Origin of the sequence: Streptomyces sp. DT190, from assembly GCF_049846985.1 — a bacterium.
GTDB lineage: Bacteria > Actinomycetota > Actinomycetes > Streptomycetales > Streptomycetaceae > Streptomyces.
In genome coordinates this window covers 55766-69467 of record NZ_JBNCNM010000010.1, presented here as the reverse complement: position 1 = coordinate 69467, position 13702 = coordinate 55766, and the positions used below count along the sequence as shown (strand labels likewise).

Sequence of the window (13702 nt, the reverse complement as noted above, 5' to 3'; positions counted from 1 at the left end):
TCCGTCACCTGCCGGGGGTCGATGCGGTGCCGTCGGGCATGGCCTCGGGGGCGAGGACCAGGGGGACGTGGGCGGCGGCCGGACGGACGCCGGGGGCGGGGCTGGGGACGCCCTTGACCGTGCCGTCGGGGCCCAGGAAGGCGGGGTCGCCGCCGGGGACCATGCCGAGCTCGCGGGCGCGGCGCTGGAGGGCCTCGGGGGCGGAGTAGGCGTCGATGTCCCGCTGGAGGGCCTGCTCCTCGTCGGTGAGGTTCTTCGTCTCGCGCTGGAGGTCGTCGAGCTGGAACGCGCCCTCGCTGACGGCCGAGTTCAGCACGAGCAGGCCGATGAGGCCGCCGCCGAGGAGGAGGACGACCAGGAGGACGAAGGGGGTGCGGGCGGCCTGCCCGGGTCCGGTGGGGAAGAGCCGCGCGAGACGTGCCGCCCTGCCCGTCAGTTCGGGTCTACTGCTCACGCGCGCTCCCTCGGGCCGGGCGGGGGCGTCGCCGGCCGGCGCGCGCTGCGCGCGCCCGGGACGGCCGCCCGTCGCGCGGTGACGCTCCACCGGCCCGTGGCAGCCCTGCGTCGCCCACTCGCGCTCCACCGGCCCGGCACGGCCGCCCGTCGCGGGCCGGCGCTCCACCGGCCCGCGGCGACCGTCCCTCGCCCGCTCGCGCTCCGCGGACCGGCGACAGCCACCCGTCGCCCACTCGCGCTCCATCGGTCCCGGACCACCCCTGGCTCACTCGACGTCCTCCCTGATGCGCTGGGCGCCGCGCAGCCGCGCCGGTGCCGCTCGCCGGTTCTCGGCGATCTCCTCCTCCGTGGGGAGTTCGGCACCGCGGGTGAGCAGCTTGAGCCGCGGCTGGTAGCGCTCCGGCACGACCGGCAGCCCGGGCGGCGCGGTGGTGGCGGCGCCCGCCGCGAACACCTGCTTGACCAGCCGGTCCTCCAGCGAGTGGTACGACAGCACGGCGATCCGCCCGCCCACGTCCAGCGCCTTCACGGCGGCCGGGATCGCCCGTTCCAGGACGGCGAGTTCACCGTTGACCTCGATGCGCAGGGCCTGGAAGGTGCGCTTGGCCGGGTTGCCGCCGGTGCGCTTGGCGGCCTGCGGCAGGGCGTCGCGGATCAGCTCGACCAGCCGCGCGCTGGTGGTGAACGGCTCCTTCTCCCGCTCGCGCACGATCGCGCCGACGATCCGCTTGGCCTGCTTCTCCTCGCCGTAGGCCCGCAGGATCCGGACCAGTTCGCCCGGCGGGTACGTGTTGAGGACCTCCGCGGCGCTGACCCCGGTCGTCTGGTCCATCCGCATGTCGAGCGGGGCGTCCTGGGCGTAGGCGAAACCGCGGTCGGCCTCGTCGAGCTGCATGGAGGAGACACCGAGGTCGAACAGGACGCCCTGCACGCGCGCGAGGCCGAGCCGGCGCAGCACGTCGGGGAGTTCGTCGTAGACGGCGTGGACGAGGGTGGCGCGCTCCCCGTACGGCGCGAGGCGCTCGCCGGACAGGCGCAGGGCCTCCTTGTCGCGGTCCAGGGCGACGAGGCGGACGTCCGGGAACCGCTCCAGGAGCGCCTCGCTGTGGCCGCCGAGGCCGAGGGTGCAGTCGACGACCACGGCGTCCGGGCCCTCGAGGGCGGGTGCCAGCAGGTCCAGGCACCGCTGGAGCATCACCGGGACGTGTCGACTCTCGCTCAAGGGGCCCTCTCAGATCCGGCGGGCCCGTGCGCACCGCCGGGTCACCGCCCGCTCGTGAGGAGGCCTGCCGGCGCCGGAAGCGTCAGTCGACCGGGAGCGGGAGGAGGCCGAGCCGTACGTACGCGCCGCGCACGCGGGGAGATCTCCGGTCAGCGCCGGGGTCTCCGGGAATTCAGTCCAGCGGGGAGAGTCTCGCCTCCCGCTTCGCGTCACTTTAGTCCACCCTGTCTCGCGGTCAATCAACCGGCCTGCGCGTCGCAGGCCCACGGCACATCGCCCCTGTGGGTTACCTCACTACAAGGCCCGATGGCGTTCTTTGTCCCCTCTCACAGCGGGACGAGGACACGGGTGACCAGTAACGTCATGGTTATGACGACTTCTGCATCGGTTCCCACTGGCCCCCACGCCGCGACCACCGGCGGCACCGTCACCGACCGGCTCGTCGAGGCCAATGAGCGCTACGCCGAGGCCTTCACCGATCCCGGCATGGACGCCCGCCCCGTCCTGCAGGTCGCCGTGGTGGCCTGCATGGACGCCCGTCTCGACCTGCACGCGGCGCTCGGTCTCGAGCTGGGTGACTGCCACACCATCCGCAACGCGGGCGGCGTCGTCACCGACGACGTGATCCGCTCCCTCACCATCAGCCAGCGCAAGCTGGGCACGCGCAGCGTGGTCCTCATCCACCACACCGGCTGCGGCCTGGAGAGCCTGACCGAGGACTTCCGCAACGAGCTGGAGGTGGAGGTCGGGCAGCGTCCGGCGTGGGCCGTGGAGTCCTTCCGGGACGTCGACCAGGACGTCCGGCAGTCGATGCAGCGCGTGCGCACCTCCCCGTTCCTGCTGCACACCGACGACGTGCGCGGATTCGTCTTCGACGTGCGGACCGGCCTGCTGCGCGAGGTCGACCCCGCCGCCTGACCTGGTCGCCCACCCCGTCCGGCAACCCCTGGTAGCTGTCGGAAACCTGTCAGTCACGCGTTCGAATGGCCGTAAGGCCGACATATCGCGGCCAGTTGTCCACAGTCGAGTGACACGAATCGGTAACGGCAGCAAGAATGCGGGAGTGGCGTCGCGCGGAACTTTTCCCGCATGGTGTCCGTGTTCGGGGTGGGCCGGCCCGCGTCATGCGGCGTCGGTCCGGGAAAATGGGGTATCCCGTGCTCCCTGGGAGAGCGGGAAAGGCCGAGGAGGGCCGGGTGACGACCTATGACGATCGAGCGAGCCTCACTGATCTGACCGCCGTGGTGGAACGCGTGCGGGAGTCGGTGGAAGGCGTGATCGAGGGCAAGCCCGAGGTCGTACGGCTCTCGCTGACCGTCTTGCTCGCCGAGGGGCATCTGCTGATCGAGGATGTCCCGGGCGTCGGCAAGACGATGCTGGCCAAGGCACTGGCGCGGTCCATCGACTGCTCGGTGCGGCGCATCCAGTTCACGCCCGACCTGCTGCCGTCGGACATCACCGGTGTGTCCATCTGGGACCAGCAGCGCCGCGACTTCGAGTTCAAGCCGGGCGCGATCTTCGCGCAGGTGGTGATCGGCGACGAGATCAACCGCGCCTCGCCCAAGACGCAGTCCGCGCTCCTGGAGTCGATGGAGGAACGCCAGGTCACCATCGACGGCAAGACCTACGAGCTGCCCAGCCCCTTCATGGTGGTGGCGACGCAGAACCCGGTCGAGATGGAGGGCACCTACCCGCTGCCGGAGGCCCAGCGCGACCGCTTCATGGCCCGCGTCTCGGTCGGTTATCCCAGCGCGGAGGCCGAGCTGCAGATGCTGGACGTGCACGGCGGCGTCTCCCCGCTGGAGGACCTCCAGCCGGTGGCGCACGCGCACGAGATCCTCAAGCTGATCGAGGCGGTGCGCGGCGTGCACGTGGCCGAGCCGGTCCGGCGCTACGCGGTCGACCTGGTCGGCGCCACGCGCACGCATCCCGACCTCAGACTGGGCGCCTCCCCGCGCGCGACGCTGCACCTGCTGCGCGCGGCGAAGGCGTCCGCGGCCCTGAGCGGCCGGGAGTACGCGCTGCCGGACGACGTGCAGGCCCTCGCCGTCGCCGTCCTGGCCCACCGCCTGCTGCCCACCGCCCAGGCCCAGCTCAATCGCCGCACGGCCGAGCAGGTCGTCGAGGACATCCTGCAGCGCACCCCGGTGCCGGCCTCGCCCCACCAGCAGAGCGGCTTCGGAGCCGTGGGCCGCGCCGCGCCGACCTATCCCTCGCACCCGCCGCGGAGGCTGTGATGACCACCGCGGGGACGGGGCAGGCGGAGGCCGACCGGGGCGAGAAGGGCGGCGTCCGCACCGCCCTGGCCGGTCTGACCACCCGCGGACGCTCCTTCCTGGCCGCCGGCGTCGCGGCGGCCGTCTGCTCGTACGTGCTCGGGCAGGCCGACCTGCTGCGCGTCGGCCTGCTGCTGGCGGTGCTGCCACTGGTGTGCGCGACGGTGCTGTACCGCACGCGGTACCGGGTCGCGGGCAGCCGCCGGCTCTCCCCCGCCCGTGTGCCCGCCGGCAGCGAGGCGCGGGTCCACCTGCGGATGGACAACGTCTCGCGGCTGCCCACGGGCCTGCTGATGCTCCAGGACCGGGTGCCGTACGTGCTGGGCCCCCGGCCCCGCTTCGTGCTGGACCGGGTGGAGGCGGGCGGGCGGCGCGAGGTGTCCTACCGGGTCCGCTCCGACCTGCGCGGCCGCTATCCCCTGGGCCCGCTCCAGCTGCGCCTGACCGACCCCTTCGGCATGTGCGAGCTGACCCGGTCCTTCTCCACCTACGACACCCTGACCGTGATCCCGCGCGTGGAGCCGCTGGCGCCGGTGCGCCTGAGCGGCGAGGCGAAGGGGTACGGCGACGGGCGGCAGCGTTCGCTCGCGCTGGCCGGCGAGGACGACGTGATCCCGCGCGGCTACCGCCACGGCGACGACCTGCGCCGTGTGCACTGGCGCTCGACCGCCCGCTACGGGGAGCTGATGGTGCGCCGCGAGGAGCAGCCGCAGCGGGCCCGCTGCACGGTGCTCCTCGACACCCGGGGCATCGCCTACGAGGGCGCCGGCCCGGACTCGGCCTTCGAGTGGGCCGTGGGGGGCGCCGCCTCGGTGCTGGTGCACATGCTGGAACGGGGCTTCTCCGTACGGCTGCTGACGGACACCGGCAACGCGGTGCCCGGTGAGGGCGGCGACGGCTTCGCGGGCGCGAGCCAGGAGTCGGCGGACGCGGCCGGTCTGATGATGGACACCCTCGCGGTGATCGACCACTCCGACGGCGCGGGCCTGTCCCGGGCCTTCGACGTGATCCGCGGGGGGAACGAGGGGCTGCTGGTGGCCTTCCTCGGCGACCTGGACGAGGAGCAGGCGGCCGTGGTGGCCCGGATGCGGCAGCGCAGCGGGGGCGCGGTGGCCTTCGTGCTGGACAGCGACACCTGGACCCGGGAACCGGGCGACGTGCCCGGTCCGTTGGACGGGAGCGGGGAGCGGCTGCGCATGCTGCGCGAGGCGGGCTGGACGGTCCTCGGTGTGCCGCGGGGCGCCTCGCTGGACGCGCTGTGGCGGCAGGCCGACCGGGAACGCCGGGGCGTGGCCGCCGCGAGCGGCGGGGAGGGACGTTGATGAGCGGGCGGGTACGACTGACGCTGGGCGCGTGGGCGGCCACGCTGATGGCCGCGTGCGCCCTGCTGCCCCTCGTCGAGCCGGCCACCTGGATCGTGCAGGCGGCGTTCCTGCTGGCCGTGCAGGCGGGCGTGGGTGCCGCCGCCCGCCGGGTGCCGCTGGCCCGGCCGCTCACGGTGGCGGCCCAGGCCCTGGTGACCCTGGTCCTGCTGACCTTCGTCTTCGCCCGCGAGCAGGCTCTGGCCGGGCTGGTCCCCGGGCCGCAGGCCTTCGAGCGCTTCGCGCTGCTGCTCGAGCAGGGCGGGCAGGACATCGCGCGGTACGCGATCCCGGCGCCCCTGGAGTCCGACGGCATCCGGCTGATGCTCATCGGCGGGGTCCTGATCATCGGGCTGCTGGTGGACACCCTCGCGGTGACCCTCCGCAGCGCCGCCCCGGCCGGGCTGCCGCTGCTCGCGCTGTACTCGGTCGCCGCCGGGCTGTCCGAGGGCGGCACCGACTGGCTGTGGTTCCTCGTGGCGGCGGCCGGCTACCTGATGCTGCTGCTGGCCGAGGGCCGGGACCGGCTCTCCCAGTGGGGCCGCGTCTTCGGCGCGGCCGGGCGCCCGGGAGCCGTCGAGTCGGACGGCCCGGTCGCCCCGGTCCGCACCGGCCGGCGCATCGGCGTGGTCGCGCTGGGCATCGCCCTGGTGGTGCCGCTCGTCCTGCCCACGATGAACGGCGGACTGCTGGACTCGGTGGGAGCGGGCGCGGGCGCCGGCGCGGGCGGTGGCGGCACCATCTCGGCGGTGAACCCCCTGGTGTCGCTGCGGGACAGCCTGAACGCGGACGAGGACCGGCAGGTCCTGTCCGTGAAGACCGAGATGGAGGACGTCTCGGACCTGTACCTGCGGATCGTGTCCCTGGACGACTTCGACGGCACCACCTGGAAGCCGTCGAGACGGTCCATCACCGCCGTGCCCGACGGCACGTTCCCGGCCCCGATCGGCCTCTCCCCCGACGTCAAGCGCACCGAGGTCGACACCTCGATCTCGGCGGCCGACTGGTACGCCCAGGACTGGCTGCCGATGCCGTACCCGCCGAGCGGGGTGCGCATCAGCGGCAACTGGCGCTACGAGCCGCTGGGCATGACGCTGGTCGGCGACCACGGCCAGAACACGCGCGGCCTGACCTACCAGGTCACAAGCCTGGACGTGCAGCCGACGGCGGAGCAGCTGGCCTCCGCCGGACCGGCGCCCCAGGCCATCCGGCGCGACTTCACCGAACTGCCCGACTCGCTCCCGTCCGTGGTGGGCCGCACCGCCCGCCAGGTCACCGCGGGCGCCGCCGACCCGTACGACCAGGCGGTGAAGCTGCAGGACTGGTTCGCCGTGAACGGCGGCTTCGAGTACGACACGCAGGTGCAGGTCGGCAGCGGCTCGGAGGCGATCGCCCGGTTCCTGCGGGACAAGCAGGGCTTCTGTGTGCACTTCTCCTTCTCGATGGCGGCGATGGCCCGCTCCCTGGGCATCCCGGCCCGGGTCGCGGTGGGCTTCGCGCCCGGTTCCCCGCAGGCGGACGGCTCGGTGTCGGTGGGGCTGCGCGACGCGCACGCCTGGCCCGAGCTGTACTTCGAGGGCGTGGGCTGGACCCGCTTCGAGCCGACTCCCAACCGCGGCTCGATCCCGCCGTACACCGTGCCGGACACGCCGGGCAGTTCGGTGCCGGACGACGTGAGCCCGACCCGGTCGACGTCCGCCGCGCCGTCCACCGCGCCCTCCACGAGCGAGAGTTGCACGGCGGAGCAGAAGAAGCTGGACGGCGGGTGCGGCAGCGAGACGCCCCAGGCGGCGCTGCCCACCGGCGGCGACGGACCCAAGTGGTACGCGTTCCTGGCCTGGGCCCTGGCCGGCCTCGCCGTGGTGGCACTCCCCCTGGCACCGATGCTGTGGCGCCTGCGCACCCGCTCGGTACGGCTGGGGGCGCACGGCCGCGGTGAGGCGGACGCCGCGCCGCACACCCTGGCGGTCTGGCAGGAGCTGACCGACACGGCGTGGGACTTCGGCATCCCGCCGGACGAGTCGCTGACCCCGCGCAAGGCGGCCGCCCGCATCGTGCGGCTGGGCGGTCTCGACGAGACGGCGGCGGCTTCGGTGCACCGGGTGGCGGACGCGGTGGAGCAGGTCCTGTACGCACCGCACCCCCGCCTCACCGCGGGCCTGACGGGCGACGTCCGCCGGGTGACAGCGGGCCTGAGCGCCACGGGCGGCCGCGCCAGGCGACTCCGCGCGGTCCTCGCGCCGCGTTCCACGGCGCGGGTGGTGTGGGCGGTCTCGGACCGGTGGTCCGGCCTCCGGCAGCGGGCCCTGACCCTGCGCCCGAGCTGGGCCAAGGCGTCGGGCCAGCAGGGCTGAGGACCGTCCGGCGTACGGCTGCGGCGGGCCAGGCCCCGCCGCAGCGCCGCCGCGGCTTCGCCCCCGGCTGTACCGGGACTCGCCGGCCGGACGCGGTGACGCCCGACCGGCTTCGCCCTGCGGGCGCGGGCTCGGGCACGGGCTCCGGCTGGGCGGGGAGGGACGCCCGGGGCTCCTGCCTGCCCGTGCGGTGCCCCGGCCCGATTGAGGGCACGGCTTCTGCCTGTGGTGCCCTGGCCCTGTCGACGGCACAGCTCCTGCCCAAGCGGTGCCCCCGGCCCGGTTGACGGCACCGCTCTTGCCCTGTGGTGCCCAGGCCCGATTACAGCTCCTGCTTGTGGTGCCCGGGCCGGTTGAGGGCGCGGCTCCAGTCTGTGGGTGCCCCGGCCCGGCTGACGGCACAGCTCCTGCCCAAGCGGTGCCCCCGGCCCGGCTCACGGCACGGCTCCTGCCCAAGCGGTGCCCCGGGTCTCGTTGAGGGCAGAGCACCGTTCCGTGTGGTGCTCCGGCCCTGCCGGGCATGAGGGGAGCCCGCGGTCCACAGCGGGCGTGCGTGTCGCCGGGCCCGCCCCGGGCGCGTCCTGGTCCCGGGCATGCGTCAGGGGTGACCACGACTCGGTGGTCACCCCTGACGACGTGTTCATGGGATGGCGGAGAGGCTCGGCGTGGGGCTAATGGCCGCCCTGCTCGTCGCGGCGCTTCTGCCAGCGCTGCTCGATGCGGTCCATCATGGAGCGCCGTTGCCGGCCCTGGCGGCGGCCCTGCGGGCCCGCGGCGGCACCGGCGGCCTGTTCACCCGGCTTGGGGGCCTTGCGCCAGCCGGTCACGGCGAGCACCGCGCATCCCAGCATGACGAGGAAGCCCACGACGCTGAGCCAGACCTGCTTGGCGACCATACCGGCCATGAGGAGCGCAATACCTACGAGGAAGCCCGCGACCGCCTGGTAGACCCGCCGCCGGGTGTACGTACGCAGCCCGCTTCCCTCGAGCGCCGACGCGAACTTGGGATCTTCGGCGTACAGCGCTCGCTCCATCTGCTCGAGCATGCGCTGCTCGTGCTCCGAGAGCGGCACGGAGTCCTCCTCATCGTGCAGTCGCCGGGGCGACCCGGGGGGTCCCTTCAGGATAGGCAGGGAATCGCCCCCGTGAAACCCGCCCCTCTACGCCAATTGGCCAACCAGGATCCGCCATGGGCGACCCGGCTCGCTGAGGCTTCCATTCCCCGGCGGCCGACCCGTCATGCCGGAACGGTCTCCCTCGATCATACGGCGCCAAGCCCCCATTCGGGGGGCCTGTGGCGTACTCCATCCCCAGCCGAGCCGCTGATCAGCGGCGGTGCCTCACGAGGTGGCTCAGGCCCCGTCGGACCCAGGCGTCTCGTTGACCCCACCGGTCCCAGAGGTCTCACCGGACTCACCGGACTCACCGAGCACGTGGAGCTGTGTGGCCACCGAGTGGAAGGCCGGCAGCTCCGCCGCCGCCTCCTCCAGCTTCAGCAGCGCCTCCAGGGCCCCGGGCTCGGTGTCCACGAGGACGCCCGGCACGAGGTCGGCGAAGACCCGCACGCCGTGCACCGCGCCGACCCTGAGGCCCGCGCCCTCGACCAGTGCGGTGAGCTGCTCGGCGGTGAAGCGGCGCGGCACGGGGTCACCCGAGCCCCATCGGCCGTTCGGGTCGTCGAGCGCCTGCCGGGCCTCCTTGAAGTGCCCGGCGAGGGCCCGGGCGAGCACGGCACCGCCGAGCCCGGCCGCGAGCAGGCTGAGGACGCCCTCCGGGCGCAGCGCGGCCACCGCGTTGCGGACGCCCTCGGCCGGGTCGTCCACGTACTCCAGGACGCCGTGGCACAGCACCGCGTCGTAGCTCCCGCGCTCGGCGACGTCGAAGAGGCCGTGGGCGTCGCCCTGCACGCCCTTGACCCGGTCGGCGACGCCGGCCTCGGCGGCGCGGCGCTCCAGTGCGAACAGCGCGTTGGGGCTGGGGTCGACGACCGTGACCCGGTGGCCGAGGCGGGCGACGGGCACGGCGAAGTTGCCGCTGCCGCCTCCGGTGTCGAGGACGTCCAGCGACTCCCGGCCCGTGGCCTTGACCCGGCGGTCCAGGGCGTCCTGGAGGACCTCCCAGACCACGGCGGTACGGAGTGAGGCGCGGGGGCGCATCGGGTCCGACACGGCAGTTGACTCCTCGGCGCGGCACCGCCTCTTGCGCGGCGGAGCGAACGGGCTGCCTTCCCCGGCCCCGGCCGGGGAAGGGAAGACTTCGAGCGTCCCCCACCCTATTGCCTCGCACGCGGCGCCCGGCATGACCCGGTGCCGGGACTCCCCCGGCCGCTCAGCCCGCGTCCGGCATGTCCGCCCCCGCCCCCGGGCCCTCGGGCCGGTCCTGGTCCGGCCGGGGCTGCGGGAGGACCGGCTGGAGGACCAGCATGCGCTCGACGAGGCGCAGGAACATCGACACGTCGCGTATGAGGTCGTCGGCGTCCCGGCCGCTGGCCGCGCCCTGGATGCCCGCCTCGGCCCGGGCGCGGCGCCGGGCGCCGGAGGCGAACAGCGCGCTCCACTCGCTCAGTTCGGGCGCGATCTCGGGAAGCACTTCCCAGGCGCTTCGGATCTTGGCCCGGGCCCGGGGCGAGGTCTCCGGCCTGCCCCGGGCGGCGAGCACGGCGGCGGCGGTGCGCAGGGCGGCGAGGTGCGCCGTCGCGTAGCGCTCGTTGGGGGTCTCCAGGACGGCGGCCTCGTCGAGGCCGGCGCGGGCCTGGGCGAGCAGGTCGAGGGCGGCGGGCGGGGCCGAGGCCCGGCGCAGCACGGGGTGCACGTCGCTCGCCGGGCCGGTCAGTGAGGGGGCAGGGCCGGTGGCGCGGCGCCGGCGGGCGGCTGCTGCGTGGTAGCTGGCCATGACGAACCTCCTGTCGTCTGTGTGACGGCGCGTCCGTTACGGCGTGCCGTATGTGACCCATCGTGAGGTATGGCACTGACAATCCGATCTGACCTGCTGTTTTGCCTCGCTCGTAGGTTCGGAGTAGTTTTTGCACTGACCAGTCAGTTCAAATGGTGGGGAGTCTCGTGGGGGAACCGACGGGAGGGGTGCGGATCACCGCCGAGGGCCTCGGGATCAAGGGGCCCAGAGGGTGGGTGGTCCGCGGGATCTCCTTGGACGCCGAGCCGGGGTCGCTCGTCGCGGTGGAGGGCCCGTCCGGGTCCGGCCGGACGTGTCTGCTGCTCGCGCTGACGGGGCGGATGAAGGTCACGGAGGGCACGGCGGAGGTGGGCGGCGCGCGGCTGCCGAAGCAGCTCTCGGTGGTGCGGCGGGTCAGCGCCCTGGCGCACGTTCCGGGGGTCACCGACCTCGACCCGGCGCTCACCGTCGGCGAGCACCTGCGGGAGCGGGCCCTGCTGCAGCGGCGCTTCGGCGACTCGCTGCGTGCCCTGCTGCGGCCCCGCGGCGAGCGGGCGGCCGAGGCCGGGCGGCGCGTCGGCGAGGCGCTGGCCGCCGCCGGTCTCGACCTGGCGGCCCTGCCCAAGGGGCCGCGCACCGCCGTACGGGACCTGGAGCGTCTGGAGGCGCTGCGGCTGTCCGTGGCGCTCGCGCTGATCGGCCGGCCGCGGCTGCTCGGCGTCGACGACGCCGACCTCAAGCTCTCGGACGACGAGCGGAAGGAGGCCTGGGCCCTGCTCAGGTCCCTCGCGGACGCCGGGACGACGGTCGTGGCGGTGTGCAGCGAGGCCCCCGCGGACGCGGTGCGGGTCTTCACCCGGGAGACCGCGGACGAGCGGGCAGCCGGGGACGGCCCCGACGCCGAGGAGCAGCGGACCACCACCGCCGAGGACGAGCAGGACACCGCGGACGACCGGGGCGCCGAAGAGGCCGAAGAGGCCTCAGCCGCCGGGGACGCCGGTGCCCCCACCGACCGGACCGCACACCAGGGAGAGGGGAAGGCCGATGCGATCGCCGAGACTGGCCGCGCTTGAGCTCCGCCGCTTCGGCCGGGGGAAGCTGCCGCGCGCCGCGCTCGTCGCGCTGCTGGTGCTGCCGCTGCTGTACGGCGCGCTGTACCTGTGGTCGTTCTGGGACCCGTACGGCAGGCTCGACCGCATCCCGGTGGCGCTGGTGAACGACGACAAGGGCGCGACCGCCGACGGCAAGAGGATCACGGCGGGCGACGACATCACGAAGGGCCTGCGCGACAGCAGGACCTTCGACTGGCGGGAGGTCGACGCCGCCGAGGCACGCAGGGGCGTCGAGGACGGCACGTACTACCTGTCGCTCACCATGCCCGCCGACTTCAGCGAGCGGATCGCCTCCAGTTCCGGGAACACCCCGGAGACCGGCGCCCTCGAGGTGCACACCAACGACGCCAACAACTACATCGTCGGGCAGATCTCCCGGACGGTGTTCGGCGAGGTGCGGCAGGCCGCGTCCACGAAGACCTCGCGCTCCTTCCTGGACAAGATCTTCGTGTCGTTCTCCGACATCCACGGCAAGACCGTGCAGGCGGCCAAGGGCGCCGACAAGCTCAAGGGCGGCATCGGCAAGGCCGAGAAGGGCTCCAAGGACCTCGCCGACGGCCTGAAGGACGCCAAGGACGGCAGTGGCAGGCTCTCGAAGGCGCTGACGAAGCTCACCAAGGGCGCCGGCGCCCTCCCGGACGGCTCGCAGGGCGTCGCGGACGGCACGCAGACACTCGCCGACAAGGTCAACGGCACCGCCGGCAAGGTCCGCCCCTTCCTGAAGGGCAACGAGCAGACCATCGGCGACACGGCCCAGCTCGTCGCCGACTCCTCCGGGGTGATCCGCAAGCACCTGGACACCCTGGTGAAGACGGCCCCGGCCGCCGCCAAGGGCGCCCGCGCGGCGTCCGGCACGCTGACCGACGTCTACGCCCGCCGCTGCGAGGACCCGGCCCTGCCCGACGCCGCCTGTGCCGACCTGAAGAAGGCCAAGGAAGCGGCGGCCGACGTGACCCTCGTCGCCGACGACCTCAACACCCTGATCGCGGACCAGGACGGCGACCTGGACCGGCTCGACAAGAACCTGGCCACCCTCCAGAAGCAGTCCCAGGCGCTGGCCGACCGCGCGCCGCACCTCTCCGAGGACCTCGACGACGCCGTCAAGAAGATCAACAAGCTGAACGACGGGGCGGCCCGGGTCGCCGCGGGGGCGAAGAAGCTGCACACGGGGCTCGGCAAGGCCAAGACCGGCGCCGTCGACCTGGACAAGGGCGTCGGTGAGCTGAAGACCGGTGCCGACGACCTCAACGGCGGCATCTTCAAGCTCGTCGACGGCTCCGGCAAGCTCGCCGGCGGGCTGCACGACGGGGCGGAGCGGATCCCCGATTACGACCAGCAGGACCGCGAGCGGCGCACCGAGGTCATGGCCGACCCCGTGCGGCTCGCCTCCCAGGACCTGCACAAGGCGCCCAACTACGGCACCGGGTTCGCCCCGTACTTCATCCCGCTGTCGCTGTGGGTGGGCGCGATGGTGGCGTACATGCTGATCACGCCGATGAACCGGCGCGCGCTCGCCGCGGGCGCCCCGGCGTGGCGGATCGCGCTGGCGGGCTGGCTGCCGGTGGTGGCGATCGGGGTGCTGCAGACGGTGGCCCTGATGTCGGTGCTGCACTGGGCGGTCGGCCTGGAGATGGTGCGGGCGGCCGGGACGGTGGCCTTCCTGTTCCTGGTGACGGCGTGCTTCGCGGCGATCGTGCAGTGGCTGAACGCGCGCTTCGGGGCGGCGGGCCGGATCCTCGTCCTCGCCCTGCTGATGCTCCAGCTGACCTCGGCGGGCGGCACCTACCCCGTGCAGACCAGCCCGGGCTTCTTCAACGCGCTGCACCCGTTCCTGCCGATGAGCTACGTCGTCGAGGCGCTGCGGCGGCTCATCACCGGCGGGGGTCTCGAACCGGTGTGGCACGCGTGCGTGGTGCTGACGGCGTTCACCGCCGGTGCCCTCGCGCTGACCGCCGTGGCGGCCCGCCGGCGCCAGGTGTGGACGCTGGACCGGCTGCACCCGGAGCTGAGCCTGTGAGCCCCACCGGCA

11 protein-coding genes are annotated in these 13702 nt (G+C 73.9%); 6 read left to right on the top strand and 5 right to left on the bottom strand.

Annotation, left to right across the window (positions count from 1 at the left end; translation table 11 throughout):
* Positions 1–4 precede the first annotated feature (4 nt).
* Complete coding sequence (locus ACPXCS_RS19235; RefSeq protein WP_311687643.1) at positions 5–454, bottom strand: septum formation initiator family protein; 450 nt, start codon at positions 452–454, stop codon at positions 5–7.
* Between the two features lie 267 nt (positions 455–721).
* Entirely contained in the window at positions 722–1678 is a 957-nt protein-coding gene (rsmH, locus tag ACPXCS_RS19230; protein WP_425945453.1) for a 16S rRNA (cytosine(1402)-N(4))-methyltransferase RsmH, read from the bottom strand.
* A gap of 306 nt (positions 1679–1984) precedes the next feature.
* Here rsmH and ACPXCS_RS19225 point away from each other — a divergent pair, with 306 nt between their 5' ends.
* From ACPXCS_RS19225 to ACPXCS_RS19210, 4 genes are all read left to right on the top strand, one after another.
* Positions 1985–2596, top strand: coding sequence for a beta-class carbonic anhydrase (locus ACPXCS_RS19225; protein WP_425945452.1), 612 nt, complete (start codon positions 1985–1987; stop codon positions 2594–2596).
* Between the two features lie 278 nt (positions 2597–2874).
* A complete protein-coding gene (locus ACPXCS_RS19220) occupies positions 2875–3915 on the top strand; it encodes an AAA family ATPase (protein ID WP_425945451.1) in 1041 nt (346 codons plus the stop codon).
* The gene (locus tag ACPXCS_RS19215) at positions 3915–5276 is read left to right on the top strand and encodes a DUF58 domain-containing protein (RefSeq protein ID WP_425945450.1); all 1362 of its coding nucleotides are present in this window, start codon (positions 3915–3917) and stop codon (positions 5274–5276) included. The genes ACPXCS_RS19220 and ACPXCS_RS19215 overlap by 1 nt, the downstream gene beginning before the upstream one ends.
* The gene (locus ACPXCS_RS19210) at positions 5276–7669 is read left to right on the top strand and encodes a transglutaminase TgpA family protein (protein WP_425945449.1); all 2394 of its coding nucleotides are present in this window, start codon (positions 5276–5278) and stop codon (positions 7667–7669) included. Before ACPXCS_RS19215 ends, ACPXCS_RS19210 begins: the two co-directional genes overlap by 1 nt.
* Positions 7670–8340: 671 nt before the next feature.
* Here the strand turns inward: ACPXCS_RS19210 and ACPXCS_RS19205 are convergent.
* The 3 genes from ACPXCS_RS19205 to ACPXCS_RS19195 all read right to left on the bottom strand — a co-directional run bounded on the left by ACPXCS_RS19205 (position 8341) and on the right by ACPXCS_RS19195 (position 10561).
* Positions 8341–8742 (bottom strand): DUF3040 domain-containing protein, encoded by a 402-nt coding sequence (locus tag ACPXCS_RS19205; protein WP_094052497.1) that lies wholly within the window; start codon positions 8740–8742, stop codon positions 8341–8343.
* Positions 8743–9021: 279 nt separating this feature from the next.
* The gene (locus tag ACPXCS_RS19200) at positions 9022–9837 is read right to left on the bottom strand and encodes a methyltransferase (protein ID WP_425945448.1); all 816 of its coding nucleotides are present in this window, start codon (positions 9835–9837) and stop codon (positions 9022–9024) included.
* Between the two features lie 160 nt (positions 9838–9997).
* On the bottom strand, positions 9998–10561 hold the full coding sequence (locus ACPXCS_RS19195; RefSeq protein ID WP_425945447.1) for an SAV_6107 family HEPN domain-containing protein: 564 nt from the start codon (positions 10559–10561) through the stop codon (positions 9998–10000).
* Positions 10562–10713: 152 nt separating this feature from the next.
* Between ACPXCS_RS19195 and ACPXCS_RS19190 the strand changes: the two genes are divergently transcribed.
* Together ACPXCS_RS19190 and ACPXCS_RS19185 are read left to right on the top strand one after the other, a co-directional pair.
* On the top strand, positions 10714–11634 hold the full coding sequence (locus ACPXCS_RS19190) for an ATP-binding cassette domain-containing protein (RefSeq protein ID WP_425945446.1): 921 nt from the start codon (positions 10714–10716) through the stop codon (positions 11632–11634).
* The gene (locus ACPXCS_RS19185; protein ID WP_425945445.1) at positions 11606–13690 is read left to right on the top strand and encodes a YhgE/Pip family protein; all 2085 of its coding nucleotides are present in this window, start codon (positions 11606–11608) and stop codon (positions 13688–13690) included. Before ACPXCS_RS19190 ends, ACPXCS_RS19185 begins: the two co-directional genes overlap by 29 nt.
* The last annotated feature ends 12 nt before the right edge of the window (positions 13691–13702 follow it).

Excerpts from the sequence above, each read along its gene's own strand:
- ACPXCS_RS19195 (WP_425945447.1), bottom strand. The coding sequence starts at position 10,561 with ATGGCCAGCTACCACGCAGCAGCCGCCCGCCGGCGCCGCGCCACCGGC.
- ACPXCS_RS19185 (WP_425945445.1), top strand. The coding sequence starts at position 11,606 with ATGCGATCGCCGAGACTGGCCGCGCTTGAGCTCCGCCGCTTCGGCCGG.
- ACPXCS_RS19215 (WP_425945450.1), top strand. The coding sequence starts at position 3,915 with ATGACCACCGCGGGGACGGGGCAGGCGGAGGCCGACCGGGGCGAGAAG.
- ACPXCS_RS19190 (WP_425945446.1), top strand. The coding sequence starts at position 10,714 with ATGGTGGGGAGTCTCGTGGGGGAACCGACGGGAGGGGTGCGGATCACC.
- ACPXCS_RS19225 (WP_425945452.1), top strand. The coding sequence starts at position 1,985 with ATGGCGTTCTTTGTCCCCTCTCACAGCGGGACGAGGACACGGGTGACC.
- ACPXCS_RS19210 (WP_425945449.1), top strand. The coding sequence starts at position 5,276 with ATGAGCGGGCGGGTACGACTGACGCTGGGCGCGTGGGCGGCCACGCTG.